At 49.4% G+C, this 19,448-nt stretch carries 14 protein-coding genes; 4 read left to right on the plus strand and 10 right to left on the minus strand.

The window, feature by feature from the left end; genetic code table 11:
* Positions 1-13 precede the first annotated feature (13 nt).
* Positions 14-1,534, plus strand: coding sequence for a hypothetical protein (locus tag BUB16_RS14890; RefSeq protein WP_073066177.1), 1,521 nt, complete (start codon positions 14-16; stop codon positions 1,532-1,534).
* On the opposite strand, the gene rpoN is transcribed toward BUB16_RS14890, so the two are convergent.
* The 5 genes from rpoN to accD all read right to left on the minus strand — a co-directional run bounded on the left by rpoN (position 1,527) and on the right by accD (position 8,618).
* Positions 1,527-3,047, minus strand: coding sequence for an RNA polymerase factor sigma-54 (gene rpoN / locus BUB16_RS14895; protein ID WP_073066179.1), 1,521 nt, complete (start codon positions 3,045-3,047; stop codon positions 1,527-1,529). The two genes, BUB16_RS14890 and rpoN, sit on opposite strands and share 8 nt — an antisense overlap.
* A 275-nt stretch (positions 3,048-3,322) precedes the next feature.
* The gene (gene dprA, locus BUB16_RS14900) at positions 3,323-4,483 is read right to left on the minus strand and encodes a DNA-processing protein DprA (protein ID WP_244545708.1); all 1,161 of its coding nucleotides are present in this window, start codon (positions 4,481-4,483) and stop codon (positions 3,323-3,325) included.
* The gene (gene obgE, locus BUB16_RS14905; RefSeq protein WP_073066182.1) at positions 4,443-5,468 is read right to left on the minus strand and encodes a GTPase ObgE; all 1,026 of its coding nucleotides are present in this window, start codon (positions 5,466-5,468) and stop codon (positions 4,443-4,445) included. Before obgE ends, dprA begins: the two co-directional genes overlap by 41 nt.
* A 2-nt stretch (positions 5,469-5,470) precedes the next feature.
* Entirely contained in the window at positions 5,471-7,657 is a 2,187-nt protein-coding gene (locus BUB16_RS14910) for a S9 family peptidase (RefSeq protein WP_073066185.1), read from the minus strand.
* Positions 7,658-7,766: 109 nt separating this feature from the next.
* The gene (gene accD, locus BUB16_RS14915; RefSeq protein ID WP_073066188.1) at positions 7,767-8,618 is read right to left on the minus strand and encodes an acetyl-CoA carboxylase, carboxyltransferase subunit beta; all 852 of its coding nucleotides are present in this window, start codon (positions 8,616-8,618) and stop codon (positions 7,767-7,769) included.
* Between the two features lie 206 nt (positions 8,619-8,824).
* Between accD and BUB16_RS14920 the strand changes: the two genes are divergently transcribed.
* Positions 8,825-9,013, plus strand: a complete 189-nt coding sequence (locus BUB16_RS14920) for a hypothetical protein (protein ID WP_073066191.1) — start codon at positions 8,825-8,827, stop codon at positions 9,011-9,013.
* On the opposite strand, the gene tsaB is transcribed toward BUB16_RS14920, so the two are convergent.
* From tsaB to BUB16_RS14945, 5 genes are all read right to left on the minus strand, one after another.
* Positions 8,983-9,648: a tRNA (adenosine(37)-N6)-threonylcarbamoyltransferase complex dimerization subunit type 1 TsaB gene (gene tsaB, locus BUB16_RS14925; protein WP_073066352.1), complete on the minus strand. Its 666-nt coding sequence runs from the start codon at positions 9,646-9,648 to the stop codon at positions 8,983-8,985. The two genes, BUB16_RS14920 and tsaB, sit on opposite strands and share 31 nt — an antisense overlap.
* A 164-nt stretch (positions 9,649-9,812) precedes the next feature.
* Complete coding sequence (locus BUB16_RS14930; protein WP_073066195.1) at positions 9,813-11,786, minus strand: DUF3858 domain-containing protein; 1,974 nt, start codon at positions 11,784-11,786, stop codon at positions 9,813-9,815.
* Between the two features lie 64 nt (positions 11,787-11,850).
* A complete protein-coding gene (locus BUB16_RS14935) occupies positions 11,851-13,146 on the minus strand; it encodes a dihydroorotase (protein ID WP_084088327.1) in 1,296 nt (431 codons plus the stop codon).
* Between the two features lie 586 nt (positions 13,147-13,732).
* Complete coding sequence (locus BUB16_RS14940) at positions 13,733-14,038, minus strand: hypothetical protein (protein ID WP_073066198.1); 306 nt, start codon at positions 14,036-14,038, stop codon at positions 13,733-13,735.
* A 121-nt stretch (positions 14,039-14,159) separates the two neighbouring features.
* Complete coding sequence (locus BUB16_RS14945) at positions 14,160-14,963, minus strand: SDR family NAD(P)-dependent oxidoreductase (protein ID WP_073066200.1); 804 nt, start codon at positions 14,961-14,963, stop codon at positions 14,160-14,162.
* A 600-nt stretch (positions 14,964-15,563) separates the two neighbouring features.
* Between BUB16_RS14945 and BUB16_RS14950 the strand changes: the two genes are divergently transcribed.
* Both BUB16_RS14950 and BUB16_RS14955 read left to right on the plus strand, forming a co-directional pair.
* Complete coding sequence (locus tag BUB16_RS14950; protein ID WP_073066203.1) at positions 15,564-19,031, plus strand: PAS domain S-box protein; 3,468 nt, start codon at positions 15,564-15,566, stop codon at positions 19,029-19,031.
* Positions 19,032-19,043: 12 nt separating this feature from the next.
* The gene (locus tag BUB16_RS14955) at positions 19,044-19,424 is read left to right on the plus strand and encodes a response regulator (protein WP_073066205.1); all 381 of its coding nucleotides are present in this window, start codon (positions 19,044-19,046) and stop codon (positions 19,422-19,424) included.
* Positions 19,425-19,448: the final 24 nt, after the last annotated feature.

Raw genomic sequence — 19,448 nt, forward strand, 5'->3', positions numbered from 1 at the left:
TAACTGACCAATAGTGAGTAATCCGCTCCGGTTTGTGCTTCTGAGTACCTTTCTGCTTTCCATGGCATCCGGTACCGCTCAAGCGCAGCGCGTGCTTGGTGTGGTATGGGAACTTCCGGATGACGACACTCGGGCTGTTCAACAGCTTCAGCAATTCCAGGATCTGGGTATTACCGTCCTGGAACTGCAGCAGGTCCCTTCCGAGCGGCTGTGGAGCGAAATCAACCAGCGCAACCTGACCGTGTATGGGGACCTGCATATCCTGTTTCCCACAGCGCATACTTTTACAGGCGCCGACTCTACTTTCTTTAGACGGCTCGGAAAAAAAATAAGGGCTTTTGCTGCACAACCTTCGGTAAAAGTACTCAACCTGTTTGCCTACGGAGCTATTCACCGGGTATCATTCAATAAGGCCGCTTCTTCTTTCTTCAATGATTTTCGCGCCCTACAGTCGATCCGTACCACCTATACCGACAACAGAACAATCCAGAGCCCGGATACACCGGCCGATTTTTTCAGCTATGATATCCATCTGACTCCACAGAACATCCCATCCCCATCCTCATCCATTCCCGGCTCCTCACATATAGATAGCTACCGGTACAGCCCCTCCGCTGAGCTCCGGGAACGGTTCCTGCCGTTCAAACGGGTTATTCAAGCCACGGCAGCCCACCCTCAAAAACCATTTTTTTTGGAAAGCCGCTGGCTGTTATCGATGATGGAAAAATATCCCGAGTTAGAAACCATCTTGTCTTCCCTTGCTTCAGAATCCGATCCCGTTTTCCCGGTCCCCGATGAATCTCTGCCGTCGCCCGGCCCCTCCCCGCTCCCGATCGTAACGCTGCTGGTGGTCTGGGCCATACTGGCTTTCCATTACAATATGAGTCCCCTCTACAGAAAATCCCTCTTCCGCTATTTCAGCGGGCATAAATTCTTTCTCAATGATATTTTCAGGCAACACATTCGCTCTCCCTTCCCGTCATTTATTATTATCATTCAAAATGCCCTGTTGACATCAGCCGCTCTGTTTACCATGCTCATTAATTACTGGTCTGAAACCGGCCTGAAAAGCCTGTACTATCATTTTCCGGACTTGTTTTTTTTCACCGGAGAAGTCCATGATATTTTTATCGCCTCCGTTGGAATAATCCTTATCTTTTCCATGATCAGCATTTTTGGGCTCTACTTCCCCCACAAGTCGCTGCGTTCGATCACACAGATCATGACCCTTTTTGCATGGCCGCTGCAGATCAATATTGTGCTCGGCACGGTGGCAATCGGGCTGCACGTTTCGGGCGGGAGTGAAAATGCTGCGATGATAGCCCTGTTAACAGGCCTGATGCTGGTGGTATGCCTGGGAAGCTTTATGGTAACTTCCCTGGATGCCATGCAATCACTGAGCGGCAAGCGGCTGCGGTATATAAGCTCGACCGCCGGACTGTATCTGCTTTTACTTGCCGGGCTGGCCTTCTGGCTGGCCGCATTCAACGATCCCCTGTGGCAGGCCGTTGAGCTGAGCCTGAGCCTCAAATAATCTGCTTTCTGAGACGAGCAACCGGTATATTCAACTTCTCCCGGTATTTGCTGACTGTCCGGCGGGCTACTTTATACCCCTGCTCCTTCAGCAGGTCAGCTATGGCCTGATCACTCAGCGGTTTTTTCTTGTTTTCGTTATCAACAATTTCCTGAACCGCATTTTTAACTTCCCGGCTCGACACCTCCTCTCCGCTCTCTGTTTCCAGTCCCTCGCTGAAGAAATATTTCAGTTCAAAAACGCCAAAATGAGTTTGTACATACTTGCCGTTGACCACCCGCGAGATCGTTGAAATATCCAAATTCACCCGCTCGGCAATATCTTTCAGAATCATCGGCTTTAGTCCTTCGCCGTGTTTAAAAAAATCTTCCTGCAGCGCTACAATCGTTTTCATCGTATTCATCAGGGTATTCTGGCGCTGTCGAATCGAATCAATAAACCACTGCGCCGATTCTATTTTACTCTTGATAAACGATTTTGTCTCTTTGGTCTGTTTATTTTTGGTCTTTTTCTTCTTCAGGTCATCCCACATTTTTTTATACCGGGGAGAAATATGCAGCGGCGGTACATTGCTGTTATTCAGCGAAATTACAAAATCACCGGCTTCTTCCTCTCCATTTTCCTGGTTTTCGGCAGGCTGGTAGTAGACCTCAAAATCGGGTTCAATATAATTCTGGGTGTCATCCACCGCGCTGCCGTCCCCCCCCGGCTTGGGATCCAGTCCCGTTATACAATTGAAAGCAGCTTTCAGCTCCTCATTGTCGATATCAAGCTTTTTCTTAAGCTTGCTGAAATGCTTTTTTTCAAAAAGGTCCCAGTAGTCGCGCAGCATCTCTATCGCCGTAGACCTCCCCTCCGCATCGTAATCCATCATATCCAGCTGTGTCAACAGGCAATCCCGAAGATCACGCGAAGCAATGCCCGGGGGATCGAGCTGCTGAATCTTTTTACGAACCGCTTCTACCTCTTCGCGGTCGGTCAGCACTCCCTCATTGAAAGCAATGTTATCGACGACGGCTTCAATCTCACGGCGGAAATAGCCATCCTGGTCGAGGGAGCCCAATATTTGATCGGCTATCAGCTTTTCCTTTTCAGTCAGGTCGAGGAGTCCCACCTGCTGTTCCAGCTCCTCCAGGAACGACTCGTGATACGGATCGGGCAGATCGCGCCACTCTTCATTGCCTGCATAACCGGAGCCTCCACTGTAGTTATCCCCATCATACTCGGTATTATTCATGAACTCTTCCCAGTCCACCTCTTCATTCTGATCAACCGGTTCCAGCTCATCTTCCCGCTCGGGCTTTTCCTCCTCCCACTCCTGCGATTCAAATTCATCAAGCTCATCCGCAGGCTCCCCCTCCTCTAAGACGGGATTCACTTCCAGCTCCTCCTTAATACGCTGTTCCAGCGCAATGGTGGGAAGCTGCAGCAATTTGATATACTGAATCTGCTGTGGCGACAGACGCTGTTGCTGCGTCTGCTTCTGGTTCATCTGTTGGCCGGTTTTAAGCATATTTCAGTACTCCTTGTTCCTGGTTTTAACTTCCTTCAAAAAACAAATTATGACAGCTGACCCGTATTGCGTGCCCCGAAAGATCTATTCTCATACCTGTCAACACCCAGGGTTACAGGGACTGTATGCGGGCTGCCACCGCGGTATCACAGCATTCCAAAGCTCTCATAGATTCATCAAGATACTATTTCTTACAACGAATCGAAACGGCCGGATTTCGTACCCCGTAAAAAGCCAATCGCGATGATAACGGCTGACCAAGCCTTTTGGCAACATCAGAATCCAAGCTCAAAATTTTTGCCCGACATCTGACGAACGCACTCCTGCAGTTCCAGCTCCAGTAATGTCGGCAACAGCTTATGCGGTTCAACGCCCAACCGCTCAGCCAGATCATCAATATGAAGCGGGTTGCCCTGCAGTGTTTTACAAATATCCGCAGATAATTCATCCAATTCAAGGGATCTCCACCGGGGCGTGTCGTCAAGGTCCTCCCCCGGCTCCTCTTCTCTGCCCTCACTGTCTCTTTTGGAGATGTGCACCTCAATTTCCTCCAGGATATCCTCCACATCCTGTACTAACTTGCCCATGCCCCGCTGTATAAGATTATTGCATCCGATCGCATTGGGCGTGCCAATCGGGTGCGGCACCACAAACACCTCCCTGTTCTGGTCCAGCGCCAGCTTTGCGGTAATCATACTGCCCCCGGCAATACCGGAAGCTACGACCAGCGTTCCCAGGCTCAAACCGCTGACGATCCGGTTGCGTACCGGGAAATTACCCGCATCGGGATCGGTGCCCACCGGAAATTCTGAAATAATAGCGCCGCCGGTATCAATAATATCGGCGGCCAGCTTTTTATGCGCGGCGGGATAAATAATATCGATCCCGGAACCCAGGACCCCGACCGTGCACCCGCCGGCCGCTACCGTTGCCCGATGAGCCGCGCCGTCAATACCGTAGGCCAGCCCGCTGGTGATGGTAAGTCCCCGTTTCGATAACTCCCGGGCAAAAAGCCGGGCGGCATCCCTGCCGTACCGGCCCGCCTTGCGCGTCCCCACAATCGCCACGCTGTCGGTTTGCAGGGCCCGGCGGTTTCCCTTAATCCACAGCAACAGGGGTGAATCATAGATCTCGCGAAGCAGAGGAGGATAATCCTCATCCCATAGCGTCATAAGCACGGCGCCAATCCGCTCTGTCTTCTGCAGGATGCGATCGACTTCGGACCAGCCATCAAATGAAACGATCTGCTCTGCGGTCTTGGGACCGATGCCGTGAATAGACTGTAGTTCGCGCCGGTTCATCCGAAAGATATCCTGCGGGTGACCGGCCGCCTGAATAAGCATTCGAATACGCCGGGCCCCCAGGTTGGATATCAGGTGAAGGGCAATAAGTTCTCTAACCAGTGTTTTTTTCGGGGTCTTCTCTTGATGATTCAACGGTTTGTATCTGCTCCCAGATGATTTCTTTCAGTTCATCTATATGGTAATTGGTTGCAGCGGAAATTTCAACTGTGGGAATATCCAAATCGACCTTTTTTTCCGGGTCGAGCTCATAATTCTCCTGCAGATCCATCTTCGTGACGGCCAGAATGCGCGGTTTATCGAGCAAGTCGGAACGATACGCTCTGAGCTCATCCAGCAGGGCCTCGTACTCGTAGGCGATATCCTGCTGAGAGCTTATCATGAACAGCAGCACATTATTGCGTTCAATATGCCGCAGGAACTGTATACCCAGTCCGCGTCCCTCGTGGGCCTCTTCAATGATGCCGGGGATATCGGCCATCACAAAGGTCCGGTAATCGGGCATGGAAACAACCCCCAGGTTGGGCTGAAGCGTCGTAAACGGGTAGGAATCGATTTTGGGTTCAGCTCCTGACATAGCGGAAAGCAGCGTGCTCTTGCCCGCATTGGGAAACCCCACCAGTCCCACATCGGCAATCAGCTTCAGCTCAATTTCGATGGCCCGGCTTTCTCCTTCCTCGCCATCCTGCGCATGGTGCGGTGTCTGATTGGTGGAACTCCGGAAGTGCCAGTTTCCCAGTCCCCCTTTGCCCCCTTCCGCCACGACTATTTCCTGCTCATGTTCGGTAATTTCGCCCAGTCGTTCTTTGGTTTCAGCATCGTAGATCACGCAGCCCAGGGGGGTTTCCAGGACTTCATCCTCCCCGTCTTTTCCCTTGCGCTTACTCGATTCGCCGCGCTGTCCCTCCCCGGCATTCACATATTTCCGGTAGCGAAGATCCAGGAGCGTGTTCAGCTGCTGGTTACCACGGAGGATGACATCGCCCCCCGCTCCCCCGTCGCCGCCGTCGGGACCACCCCTGGGCACATATTTTTCCCGCCGGAAGTGCACCGCGCCGGCTCCCCCGTTTCCTCCCGCTACATAGACTTTGGCGTAATCCGCAAACTGAACTCGACCCATAATTATAGATGCTCTAAAATAAAATCATTTAACATGTTAAAAAGATGCTCGCGCGTATTCCCGCCGTAAATACCATGATTTCGGTTTGGATAGTACATCGTTTCAAAGGAAACCCCCGCCTCCACCATCCGGTTCACCATTTCTACCGTATTCTGAAAGTGAACATTGTCGTCGCCCGTGCCGTGAACCAGTAAATAATCGCCCTCGATTTGATCGGCATAGGTCAATACTGATCCCCTGCGATACCCTTCGGGATTCATCTGCGGGGTCTGCATAAACCGTTCGGTATAAATTGTATCGTAGAAGCGCCAGCTGGTCACGGGTGCGACGGCCATAGCAGCATCAAACAGATCACTGCCCCGGGCAAGCACCAGGCTCGACATGTATCCCCCGTAACTCCAGCCCCAGATCCCGAGCCGATCCTCATCAATAAAATCGTATTCACGGATTAAGTACTCAGCGGCATCGATTTGGTCTTCCACCTCGTACTGACCCAGTTTCTTGTATACCTGCTTTTCAAAAGCACGGCCGCGTCCCCCGGTCCCCCGGTTGTCAATACTTGCCACGATATAACCCTGAGCTGTCAGGTACCGGTGCCAATTGGAGCGATGACTCGATGTATAATTCTTCTTGACACTTTGGCTGCCGGGTCCCCCGTACACGTAAAACAACACGGGATATTTTTTGGACGGATCAAAATCATGCGGCTTCAACAGGTAGCCATTGAGAGTTGCCTGCTGCAGCGGGATCTTGATAAACTCTTTTTCCGGCAGCTGAAACTCGCTGAGATCCTGTTGCAGCCCGGCATTGTCCTCGAGCATTCGCAGCTGCTTTCCATTTATTTCGTGCAGGGTATACTGCGGCGGCAGCGTCGGCGTAGAAAAGATTTCGATATAGTACTTGTAATCGGGACTCATTTTAATCTCGTTCCATCCGTTCCCCTCCGTCAACTTCTTCTTGCCGGTGCCATCCCGTTTAATGCTGTACAAGTGACGCTGAAGCGGCGACTCTTCGGTACTCACATAGTAAAACCGGCCCGTATCCTCATTGAATCCGAGATAATTGGTTACCTCCCAGCTGCCCCTCGTCACCTGACGAATTTGCTCGCCTTCCATATCATACAGGTAGATATGATTGTATCCCGACTCCTCGCTGGTATAGACAAATTCCCGGCCGTTTTCGAGGAATTTCAGATCATCGTTCACATCAATCCAGGCATCGCTTCGCTCTGTTTTAATAATTTCGGTCTGCCCGGTCGTTACATTCGCCAGCATCAGGTCCTGTTTATTCTGCAGCCGGTTCATCCGCCGGATCGCCAGCATTTCCGGATCCTGTGTCCAGTTAATCCGCGGGATATACTGGTCATTTACGGAGCCGATATCCATCCACCTTGTCTGATCCTTCTCAAGATCGTAAACCCCGATTTTTACCGTCGAATTCTCTTCGCCGGCTTTGGGATACTTGAAGCGGGTAAGACCGGGATACAAATCCTTCCACTCCGTCATAAAGAATTCCTTCACGTCGGACTCATCGAACCGGTAAAAAGCTATTTTACGGCCGTCGGGGGACCAGTACCAGGCCCTGGCAATGCCGAATTCTTCTTCATAGACCCAATCGGTCGTGCCGTTGATGATGTTATTCAGCGACCCGTCGGTCGTAATAGCCGTTTCCTCGCCCGTCTCCAAGTCCACCCAATAGAGGTTGTTATCCTGCACAAAAGCCGCTTTTTCGCCCGATGGAGACAGTTGCGCATACTGCTGTTTCTGTTCGGACTGGGTTAGTTTTTGGGTTTTTCCCGTTTCAAAATTATAGATAAAATAGTTTTCGCGGGTGCTGCGCCTCCAGATGGCCTCAATATCGGTTTTCACCAGGAGCTTGCTTTCATCGGCCGAAAATTGATAATCCTGAATGATAATCGGCTTGTCGCGGTCCGGCACCTTCAGGTCGGAAGTAGACAGCAGCACTTCATAATCACCGGTTAAAATATCGTACTTCCGTATTTCGATATCTCCGTTAACCCGCTTCAGTGTGGTATAGTACTGGCTGTCTTTCATCCAGTTTACATTTTGGATACCTTCCGGCCGGAAGGTATCATCGAAGATATGCTCGAAGGCGAGCGCTTTATCCTGGGCCCGGACAGGCTGAACAATCCACCCCAAGACAAAAAGAAGTAAGAATAGTCTGTTCATAGATCCGAAGTCGTTACAACATTATTCCCCCATAGCTACCGCAGAGGTATATACAAAAACGCAAAACTTTTGTAAGAATTGCGGAAAGAATTTGCGCCTTAGTTGCTGATCATTCCTCAAACTTATGCAGCAGTATCTTAAGCAGCTTTGTCAGCTCCCCCTTCATCTGGTTTCTCGGGGTTATAAAATCCAAAAAACCATGTTCCAGCAGGTATTCCGACCGCTGAAATCCTTCCGGCAGGTCACGTCCGATCGTTTGCCGGATGACACGGGGACCCGCAAAGCCGATCAAGGCCTCCGGTTCGGCAATATTAAAATCACCCAGCATTGCAAAGCTGGCCGTGACCCCCCCGGTCGTGGGATTGGTCATCACCGAGATATAGGGAACCCCCTCTTCCTCCAGCTGAGCCAGCTTGGCCGAAGTTTTGGCCATCTGCATCAGGCTGAGCACGCTTTCCATCATGCGTGCGCCGCCCGATTGAGAAATGATAATAAGCGGGATTTTATGTTCCCGGGCGTGGTCGATAGCCATTGCCAGCCGCTCTCCGACCACCGATCCCATGCTGCCGCCAATGAAGTCGAAATCCATACAGCCAATAACGACATCCAGCTCATTCATTGTTCCGACACCCACCCGCACCGCATCCGAATGACCCGTTTTTTCCTGGTATTCCTCCAGGCGGTCGCTATATTTTTTACGGTCTTCGAAATTCAGCGGATCGGTCGGCACAATCTCCTGCCCGATCTCTTCAAACACGCCGTCATCAAACAGGAAAGAAAAGTACTTTTCACTGCCAATGCGAAAGTGGTACCCGCTCAGCGGATCCACCCACAGGTTATCCTCCACCTCCCGCCGGTGTACGGTCTCCCCCGTCTTGGGGACCTTTATCCATACCCCTTCCGGCATCTCTTTGCGCTGATCAGTTTGAATATTTTTATCCTTTCGCTTAAACCAATCCATGATAATGCTCTTTGTTTAAATGAATCTCAAAATAATGATTCTCCGGTGAAGCTAAAATCTTTTATTTTTTTGCCTCTTGTCCCAAGACAGGCCCCTGTAAACAACAAAGTACCTAATATGTTTCCCGTCTTCCCTTTCAACTGGTACCCTGATCACTGTCGTATTGTTCGATTTCAATAGGGTTTCAGGACCAGATAAAAATTCGCATGCTGCCCGGGCTGCTCCTCTTAACCGCCGGCTTTGTTGCCCTTGGCATGTACCGGACCCGCTCCCTCCCCTCCTGCAATGCTACGCTAAAACAGGCGGAATCCCGGCAGCCCGTCACTATCTACCGGGATATCTACGGCCGGCCGGAACCCGCCCGTCACCCGCCGTTCACCTGGTTCGACGTATAATATTTCGGCTCGAAAGCAGGAGGGGAGGCCGGATGAAAGAACGCCTCATATCCATGCCGGTAGAGTTTTACCAGCGATCTGGCCGTTATGGCCCCTGGTCCGCGGGTCACGGTTTTCGCTTTAATATCCTCACTGATACGATTCAGTCCGGTACCGGTAATGAGATCACCGCTCGCAACCATCGACTCAAACCTGTCAATCGGGAGCACCTCGACTTCGCTGCCAGCTGCCAGGGCGGTTCCGGAAACGTGAAACTGCTGGTGGTATACGTGCACGCGCCGGGCGTCGATAATGGCGTGAATCGTGCCCGCAGGGGAGGCATCGTCCACTGACCCCACAGCAAAAGAGGCCAGCGTATTCACACCATACAGCGGCACCTCCGTCTGGAAAAGCAGTCCCTTTACCGCACTGGCGCCGATGCGCAATCCCGTATAGGAACCGGGTCCCTCGCTGACCAGCAATGCCGACAACTCCGTAATCCGGAAATCATGCTCCTCCATCAGCTCCGCGATAAACAGAAATAGTTGCTCGGAGTGCGCCCCCCGTTTTTCAATCCTTTTTTCAAACAGGTCGCCATCATTGTCACAAAAAGCGACGGAACAGACGTCAGTTGCGGTTTCGAGAGCCAGAAGCATGGAATTCAAGGTTACGTCAAGGTTAATATTCAGGGTGAAGCCTGCTGTCTTTGCGCCAGCCGTTACGCCCCCGGTGGTAAGACTCTGCTATGATTGAAAGTGAAGCCATGGGCAAAGTATAGATTGAAATTCAGCGTGTAAGTGAAAATGAGGCAGCCTGTGGGTTAGGATTCAATGAGCCAATAACTGTTGCTGAGTTCCACCCAGCGTTCATACACGCGGTACAGCTGATCGAACTGCTCCACCGGAAAATGCTGCCGGCCGATATCAATGGTATATTCGTAGTTGAGCTTCCCCGTCTGCATGTCATACGACTCCTCGAAGACGGCCCCCGGCAGATCCAGGGTATGGCTTTCCCTCCCGCTTGCCGCGGCAAATCCCCGCGGCAGGGCAATGTCGTAGGATACCTGTACATGTTCAGGCGCATTCAGCGTAACGGGCAGGTCACGGTCGGAATCCTCAAAAGGATTTTCCATCTGATACCCCACCAGCATGGGACGAAACCGGAGTCCGTCGGTATAACTGGTTGCGTACCGCTCAATCTCAAAGCCTGCCCGTATTTCCACCGGCTCCTCATAGCTGTTCAGGTTCGTTATACGCACATCACTTACGCTCACCTGCGAGTAGCCGTCAAAAATGGTCTGCCTGAGCACTTCCGCATCCGACTGCCCGTCGGCTTTCTGCTGCCGGATAATCTGTGCGGGATACCCCCGCTGGTGCGAGACAATCGCTCCGCTCAGCGTACCGTTCGCCTGTAATTGTCCCTCTACTCCCACCTGTATCCCAACCATATTTTCCCCGGCCTGCATCGGCACCCAGCTAAACGAGTCATCGCGCAGCAGCAATCCCTCCCCGTTGTTCATCTCCACCGGGATCAGGTTTGGCTGTCCGTAGGGAAAACTGGCATCCATTATATGCGCCTCCCCTTCAATTTCGCTCCGCACCGCCAGGGCGTTAAACTGGTAGAACGAGGGAAACGCCCTGTTAATGGTGCCCGAGGAGCGTGTAGACGCCAGCAGCGGGTGAGCCTCAATGCCGGCCCCTCGCAGCATAGCCAGCAACGTCTGGTTGATGGCCGCCTGATCGGTGGCTGTCCCCGCAAGCACCGCCGAATCGGGGGTCGTGCTGTAGGGCGCATACGCCCCCGAAAAGCGGACCCGCTCGTTTAAATAGCGGTAAATACGCGCCTGGAGCGCCCGCCGGGAGTCCTCAGGATGCTCGCTGGAAAGAGAATCGCCCAGCGCCCGGGCCCGCCGGTAGGTCCGGATCTGTTCGAGGGGATTGGTATTGCGTCGCAGTTTGGCAACCACCACGTCCCATCCGGTGTCGAGCTGCTGGCGCGGGAGGCCAAACGCTTTGAGGATAAACTTGATCTTTCCCCGGTAGTCATCCAGCGAAGAGATGAACGGTTCCTCCTTCACCGGGGGGATATCCGAAGCGATCCACCGCTCGGTAATCACCGGATCCGGTCGCGGCAGGGTAAAAATTTTGGGCACCGAACTGGTATCTCTGTACGCAAAATCGTGATGAAGCGGACCCTCATACTGCTCGACCACGCTCTCATACCGCAGGTAGGGGGGATAGGTGATCGTCATCTTGGCATGCGCCGTGGGGACCCTCTGCGACAGGTGAAAATCCGGCAGCTCCTCGATATAACGGCGCCGGATCACATAGCTGTATTCCAGCACCGCACCATCCTCCACAGCCGGCATCGCAAACTCTTTCACTTTGTAGCGCCCGTTGATATCAATGGTTTTGATCTCCGCGTTATCCAGCGGCACCTGCTCGCCGGGCGAACGGTGGGTTGTCCCGCGGATATCGGAAATCTGCTCCATATTGTCAGCAAAGTAATACGGGATGGTCACCGTGGATGCTTCCGGCGATGAGGCGTCAAACACCTTGAGCCGCATATGGTGGCGGAGGACCGCAATGATGCTGCCGCCCGTTTCCTGAAAGGAGACATCCACTTCCTTGTTGGTGATGGTATAGGGGGTTTCCGACTTGTCAGCTGGTTCCTGCATGCGGAACAGGGAATCCGGAATGACGCCGTACTGTGCGTCGATCACATCATCCTGTGCTCCGGCAAATCCGGAGCTTATGCAGCAAAAAAAGGTAATAAGCGTGATAAATCGAACCAAAAGGAGAACCTAAGATTACGAAGTTAGAGTATCATAACGCTCAAGGGGCGGATTCATTCTGCGGCTAAATCTTATTCACCACAAAATGTCCCCCGTTATAAATGGCTTCCGCCCGTCCGGTCATCTCCTCTCCGAGATAGGGTGAATTGGTGGACTTGGTTTTCACCCGCTGCTCCTCGTAGGTCCATTGCTCATCGGTATTGAACAGCGTCAGGTTGGCTTTCGACCCTTCCTTAATTTTGGGAATCTCCAGGTTCAGGATACGACGGGGATTCTCAACAAACTTTTCGAGCAGTGCCGGCAGGTCCAGTACCCCGGGCTGCAGCAGCTGCCGTACGCTTACGCTCCAGGCCGTTTCCAGCCCGGTAATGCCATTGGGCGCATAGATAAACTCTACCTCCTTCTCTTCCACAGCGTGCGGGGCATGATCGGTGCAAATAGCATCGATCGTCCCGTCCGCCAGTCCCTCTGCCATCGCATCCACGTCCTCCTGCGAACGCAGCGGGGGATGCATCTTTACATTCGTGTCGAAGTCACGGCGCTCGATCTCCTCGTCGGTAAGATCAAAGTGGTGGGGACACACTTCCGCCGTAATATGAATACCGTCAGCCTTGGCGCGGCGCACCAGCTCCACCGCCTTCGCCGTGCTGATATGCGCCACGTGAATGTGTCCCCCGGTAAATTCCGCCAGCAGGATATCACGGGCAATCATCGTCTCCTCCGCAATGCCCGGCGTGCCGTCCAGTCCCAGCCGCGCCGACACTCTTCCCTCGTGCATATGACCCGGACGCGAGAGTTTCAGATCCTCCTCATGGTTAATGACGGGCACCTCCAGCATGGAGGAATACTCCAGGGCTACGCGCATCAGCTGCGAGTTGAAAACGGGATCGCCGTCATCGCTGAACGCAACCGCTCCGCCCGCTTTCATATCTGCCATCTCTACAATGGAGGTACCTTTTCGCTCCTTGGATACGCAGCCGATGGGATGGACGGAAACGGGCAGGTCCCTGGACGAATTGACGATAAACTCCACCACATCCCGCGAGTCGATAGCCGGGTTCGTGTTCGGCATGCAGGCCACTTCCGTAAACCCGCCGAAAGCCGCCGCCGCGCAGCCCGTCTCAATCGTTTCCTTGTGTTCATAGCCCGGCTCGCGCAGGTGCACGTGCATATCCATCCAGCCCCCGGAGAGATAACTCCCGCCGGCGTCGTGGCTCTCCTCCTGACCGCCGGCTTCCAGTCCCGCTGCGATTTCCGTTATCTTTCCGGCCGAAATCCGCAGGTCCACTGTTTCCGAGCCGTCGAAACCGCTGCCGACCGGTTTCACATTTTTGAGCAGTAAATCAGGTGTGTAACTCATACAAACTTTTACGTTATTTTTGCAGGTAAAAAATCATGTGCCATATATGGCCCTTAGAGACCCATCAGGTGATTTTACCCGGCATGGTGATCATCCGTGTTTTTATACAGGGCAACATGGTTTTACCCTGCTTTTAGAATGGCTCAACTTACAAAAAAAGTGTCATAAATAAATCCCTATAAATAAAAACCCCTGTGAGCCCATCCCATAATTCACTCACCCAAAAGCAGCCTGTCGGCGATACTGACAATAGCTTGTGAAGGCATTTATAATTTAATATCAGCAACCGAGGCTTCTTTTTCCCGCTTGGCCGGCTGTTGATGTCGAAAGGTGGCTTGAAACTTGAACTGAATGACAGGAATTGCTTAACCCGAACCCGCTGTATTTTCTTACAAAACGTTAAGATCTATCCTCAGGTAAAGGTGGAAGGTCGGAAACGTCCGAGGCAATATGACAATAGCGCCAAAACCGTTCCGGTTCCGGAGTACTTAACCAGTCAAAGGCGAACAGGAGAGAGTTAGCTTTGGGGTTTATCCCATATTCAGTCTTCCTTTCGTTAGCTAATGTTTTATACTTCTCCGGGAGTTCAGGTATTTGCATTATTTAGAGCAAGCTTGCAATTTAGTTGATGATTATTAGGGTTAGAGAAATAGTGCTGTACATATTCCACCAGATCATTCCAGTATTCATCCTGTTTTCTATCAGCAAGCTCGAAATTAATATCAACCGTCACAGATTTATTTTTTTTATAATTTATAAAGGTAATTGAACCGTTTCCTTCCTTTGGATATGATACCTGAATTTCATTAACACCTACTGCCAATTGAAATAACTGTTTCATTTCTTTAGGGGGATTTAGGATTGAAGTCATTCCGTCGCTGGTTTTGGGCATGAATCATATATACCCGGTTTTGGGTTACGATGTTCCTTCGTTACGCAAGAGGTCGGAGATTGCGGATACTTATGTCTTCAAAACCCTGACTTCGTGAAAGCTAATTTGTTCAATAGTCATCTTATTTTTTTATAAACGAATAATTACTCATCAAACTGGTGGTCCCATTATCAACATGCAGCGTCTGACCCGTTATGGCCCGGCTCAAATCGGACAGCAAAAAGGCAACAGCATTCCCGCAGTCGTCGGGTTCAATCTCAAAAGACAACGCCTGGTAATCATCGATATAACGTTCAACCCATTGTTCGGGATTATCCGACCAGCTGGAGATCAAATCATAGTTTTGCTCGGAATGAACATAGCCGGGGGCTACCGCATTCACCCGAATATTCTTGGGGCCCAATTCAACGGCCATCCCCCGGGTCAGGCCTTCAACTGCCGACTTTACGCTGGAATATATCGCATAACCCGACCAGGTAGCACGGGCATGAACCGAAGAAATGTTAACAATATTTCCCTCGCCTCCCGATTGAATCAGATGATTTGCAAATGCCTTGGAAACATGCCAAACCCCCTTCATATCCGTATCATAAATTCGGTTAACCTCTTCTTCCGTTGCCTTATGTGCCATTTTATGGAGGCCGACACCCGCATTGTTAACCAGTCCGTGAATGCCATCAACCTGTTTCAGAATATGTTCAAACATCCGTTTGATTTCATCCTCTTTTCTGATGTCGGCTGCTACCGGGACGGCCGATGAATATCTTTGAGCTGCTCTTTGGGCATCCCCCACCTTGCGTTCATTGATAATCAAAGTAGCACCAAAACGAGCCAGAACGTTACACACTCCGGCTCCCACACCGGCGCCGCCTCCACCGGTAACCAAAATGTTTTTCCCGGAAAAATCCAAGCTATTCATATCCATAAGAAGAATCCTTTGTAAAACTGTCGTTTTTGCCCAATCTCTGCCTTTTCGGGGTTTCAACATCCTCACCTGAAGACTATATATACCCTGCAGGTTTGAAATCACTCAGGGGTTGGTATGGAACAAAACCCCTGGTTTTTCAAAGCCCTCTTTTATCCAATTGCTGCACCCTCGCGCATTCAGAATCCTTATATTTTCCTTATTTGGGGTGGCATAGAATACGCACGGGTTTTGATATTGACTAAAATTTCTGGTTTTTCAAAGCCTTTTGTATATACTATAACTATATATGTATGTAAGATAAATCAACTATACGTGTAGCAAATTAGATTTCGTTAATAGTAACACATATATTACATTTCGTCAGCAAGAAAAAATATATAATTAATTTTTCTCCTGGCTGTTCAATTTTATAAGGGGGCTGTCAGTATAATTATTCGATTTTAGATGTCTCCCGGCCACAGACGTACAGCGATAGAAGAGCAGGCCTTTATATGGGGTATCAATAATATGGGGAGTTCAAATATTAATAAGTTAAGTACGGGCTAAATAAACTAATTACATACAGGATTGAGTTCTAAATTAATATGCACGATCCCTATGGGTAGCGTATATCACATTTTACTGATTGGTAATAATGAGAGCTATATCGATCTCATTGAGGCGGAGCTGAACAAACAGGATATTGAGGCTCACATCGATATTATTCAGAATGAAGAGCAGTTGATTGACCGACTCGATAATAATCCCCCCGATTTGGTTATCAGCGATTATAATTTGCCCGCGCTATCAGGCAACAGCGCCCTCAGGATTGTTCGAGATCGGTATCCTCACCTGCCCTTTATTATGGTTGCCGGCGCTATAGGCGAAGAGAAGGCTGTTGATATTATGTTGGAAGGTGCTTCTGACTATGCCATGAAGGACAACCTTGAACGGCTGGGAGCAGCCGTAAAACAGGAGCTTCAAAATTATGAGCAACACCGGCAAAAGCAGCAAGAACCTGAACAGGCCAAAAGGCGAGAACAAAAAAGTGCTGAGAGGCAACGCGACAAGGCATATAAAATAGCTAACATTGGTCATTGGGAGATTGATTTCTCTAAAAATAAGAACGGGACTGTTTACTGGTCGGACACCACCCGGGAAATACTTGAAGTAGATGAGGATTTTCAACCGACCGTAGAAGACAGCATTTCTTTCATCGTCCCCCGGAGTCGAGAGCAAGTGAAAAACGCTTTTAAGGAAGCAGTTACCGAAGGAACCTCTTACGACCATGAAATAGTAATTCGAACAGGCAAAGGGAATAAGCGCTGGGTTCGCAATATCGGGCAAGCGGAGTTTAAAAACGGGCAATGTGTGCGCGTATACGGGAGCTTCCAGGATATCACCGATCGCAAAGTTTCCGAAAAAAAATATCGGGATATTTTCAACCTCTCCCCCCAGCCTATGTGGGTGTATGATCCTGAAACACTGAAGTTTTTGGATGTCAACCGGGTAGCGATCAACCATTACGGCTACAGTTATGAAGAATTCATGAATATGACGCTAAAAGATATTCGTCCGGAAGAGGATATCCCAAGCCTTATGGAAACGGTAAAAAAGAAGCATAGTAAAAAAGACAGCTATTATGAAGGGCTGGTCCGCCATAAAACAAAAGATGAATCTGTTATACATGTAAATATCAAACGAAACAGTATTGATTATGAAGGGCGAAAAGCTGCGATGGTACTTGCCGAGGATGTCACCGAAAAGCTGGAGGCGGAACGCGCACTGCAATTAAGCGAACAAAAGTTTAAATCGCTTGTACGATCAGGTGCCAGCACGATTGCGGTATTGAATGAAGAGGGAATTTACACTTATGCAAGCGAAAACCACAAACAGGTTACCGGTTGGTCCTCGCAAGAGCTGACAGACAAAGATGCCTTTGAATTTATACATCCGGACGACAGGGACCGGGTACGGAAACGCTTTCGCAAATTACAAGCGGAAAAGGAGAACCAATATTCCACCCCCTTCCGAGTCAAGCACAAAGAAGGTCACTGGATTTGGCAGGAAAGCATAGGGTCGGACCTTTCCCATAATTCGGTTCTCAACGGATATGTAATCAACAGCCACGATGTCACCGAACGCAGATATTACAGGGAATTGGAAAAAATTGAACGTGATATTCTTGAAGAGAGTATCACCGGCAACAGCCGCTTATCAGTTCTTGCAGAAAAGCTTTTACTCAAGCTTGAGAACTTGCATTCCTGCATGACCTGCTCCATTCAGAAAATTGTGGACGGGAAACTTCGAAACCTGGCGGCCCCCAGTTTGCCCTCAGCATATTTGACTGAAATTGAGGGTATCTCTATTGGCGATAACATTTGTTCTTGTGGCACGGCGGCATATCTCAAGGAACCTGTTATTGCAGAAAATATTTATGAAAATCCACGCTGGGAGGGATATCGACACCTTGGTGATAAATATGACTTCAGCGCCTGCTGGTCCAAACCGATATTGGACAGCAACCAAGAGGTGGTGGCTACTTTTGCCATTTATTATAAAACACCACAGGCACCCTCTGATCGCGAAAAAAATACTATTGACCGCGTTGTCCATCTTCTCCGGCTGCTTTTTGACAGCTTTGAAAAGGAGAAAGCAGAACAGAAGCTTGCCTTGCGCGAACAACGATTTAAATCATTGGTTCAGGATGGATCGGATTTAATTGCCATTCTGGACCAAGACGGGAACTATAAATACGTTGCTCCCACCTCGGAATCTGTTTTGGGAATATCTCCTGAAGAGTTTATAGGAAATAACGCCCTCGACTATATTCATGGCAAGCATAAGGACCGCATACAACAAGTTTTAGCAACCTTGCCGGAAACAAAGAGAATCAAAGTTAAGCCTTTTTTATTTAAAGATGGCAAAGGAGAATGGCGATGGATCGAAACGATTATCACAAATCTGTTAGATAACCCCGCCGTTGAAGGCTTTATAGCAAATTCGCGGGATGTAACAGCTCAAATTGAGCGTGAGCAGAAACTAAGAGAAAACCTGGAATTTTATGAATATGTCACAAAAGCAACCGATGATCTTGTCTATGACTGGGATATTGCAAATGATATCCTGCGATGGGATGACAGTTTCCGGGAAAAGTTCCCCTGTCACATCGAGGAACAATATACTATCAGGCACTGGATTCAAAACATTCATCCTGGGGACCTTCCTGAAATCAGGGAAAGTCTAAATCACATTTTAGAGAACACAGAAAAATCAAAGTGGGAACAGGAATATCGCTTCCGAAAAAACGACGATTCTTATGCTACCGTTTCGGAACGCGGCTTTATCATTCGGGACGACCATGGAAAAGCGATTCGTATGATTGGCTCCCTGCAGGATATCACGGAACGGAAACAGCATGAAAAAGAATTAGAAGCGTCTTTAAAAGAAAAAGAAACCCTGCTGAGAGAGATACATCATCGGGTAAAGAATAACCTGGCGGTCGTTTCTGGGATGATGCAGCTGCAGGCATTCAGTGAAGAAGATGAAAGTTTAAAAGACAAATTGTTTGGCAGTGTCGTACGCATCAAAACAATGGCGTCCATTCATGAACTCCTGTATCAGTCCAACAGCTATTCCCAGCTGCAGCTGGGCCAAAATTTTAAAAAGCTGATATCAAATGTTGTAGGGGCTTTTCAGAAGGACGTAAATATTACGTTAAATTTCGATCTTGAACCCGTAGCAGTAAATATAAACCAAGCCATTCCCTGCTCTTTAATTGTCAACGAAGTTGTAACCAATGTGTACAAACATGCTTTTGACCAAGAACAAGAGGGCATATTACATATTGAGATATTTGAAAGAAATAATCACGTTCATGTTCGAATACAAGATAACGGCCAGGGTCTGCCCGATAACTTTGACAATGTATCCGGAGCTAATACTCTTGGATTACAATTAATTGATATGTTGGCCATCCAGCTTGATGCTGAATATGGCTATGAATCATCAGACCAGGGGACCCTATTTACCCTTAACTTTGAAAAGGCAGATATTAAAGGAATCGGCAATGCTCAGTTGTATTAAAACCAGACAGCCATGCAAAGAGATCAATCAAAAAAAGTGCTCATCGTAGAAGATGATATGATCATCTCTATGGTTTTAGAACGCATGATAAACAAAATGGGCTTTGATACTGTTGAAAAAGCTGTAACCGGCAAAAAAGCAATAAGCCTGGCACAAGAACACGAACCGGATATCATTTTGATGGACATACAGCTCAAAGATGATATTGACGGAATTACAGCTATGCAGAAAATACGTGAATCATCAGATGTTCCGGTAATCTACATTACCGGCAACTCGGACCAGTATTATAAAGAAAGGGCCCGGGAAACCAATTATATAGATTACCTGATAAAACCTATAGAAATGGACGATCTCAAAACATCCATTGATAAAGCATTCGGCGGCAATTAGGGCTTCCTCAAAAGAGAGAACCTG

The organism is Fodinibius roseus (assembly GCF_900129315.1).
GTDB classification, from domain to species: domain Bacteria; phylum Bacteroidota; class Rhodothermia; order Balneolales; family Balneolaceae; genus Fodinibius; species Fodinibius roseus.

Bases quoted from the DNA above. Each gene is read 5' to 3' on its own strand.
- rpoN (WP_073066179.1), bottom strand. From the start codon at position 3,047: ATGCTTAAAACCGGCCAACAGATGAACCAGAAGCAGACGCAGCAACAG.
- obgE (WP_073066182.1), bottom strand. From the start codon at position 5,468: ATGGGTCGAGTTCAGTTTGCGGATTACGCCAAAGTCTATGTAGCGGGA.
- BUB16_RS14910 (WP_073066185.1), bottom strand. From the start codon at position 7,657: ATGAACAGACTATTCTTACTTCTTTTTGTCTTGGGGTGGATTGTTCAG.
- accD (WP_073066188.1), bottom strand. From the start codon at position 8,618: ATGGATTGGTTTAAGCGAAAGGATAAAAATATTCAAACTGATCAGCGC.
- BUB16_RS14920 (WP_073066191.1), top strand. From the start codon at position 8,825: ATGCTGCCCGGGCTGCTCCTCTTAACCGCCGGCTTTGTTGCCCTTGGC.
- tsaB (WP_073066352.1), bottom strand. From the start codon at position 9,648: ATGCTTCTGGCTCTCGAAACCGCAACTGACGTCTGTTCCGTCGCTTTT.
- BUB16_RS14935 (WP_084088327.1), bottom strand. From the start codon at position 13,146: ATGAGTTACACACCTGATTTACTGCTCAAAAATGTGAAACCGGTCGGC.
- BUB16_RS14940 (WP_073066198.1), bottom strand. From the start codon at position 14,038: ATGCCCAAAACCAGCGACGGAATGACTTCAATCCTAAATCCCCCTAAA.
- BUB16_RS14945 (WP_073066200.1), bottom strand. From the start codon at position 14,963: ATGGATATGAATAGCTTGGATTTTTCCGGGAAAAACATTTTGGTTACC.
- BUB16_RS14950 (WP_073066203.1), top strand. From the start codon at position 15,564: ATGGGTAGCGTATATCACATTTTACTGATTGGTAATAATGAGAGCTAT.
- BUB16_RS14955 (WP_073066205.1), top strand. From the start codon at position 19,044: ATGCAAAGAGATCAATCAAAAAAAGTGCTCATCGTAGAAGATGATATG.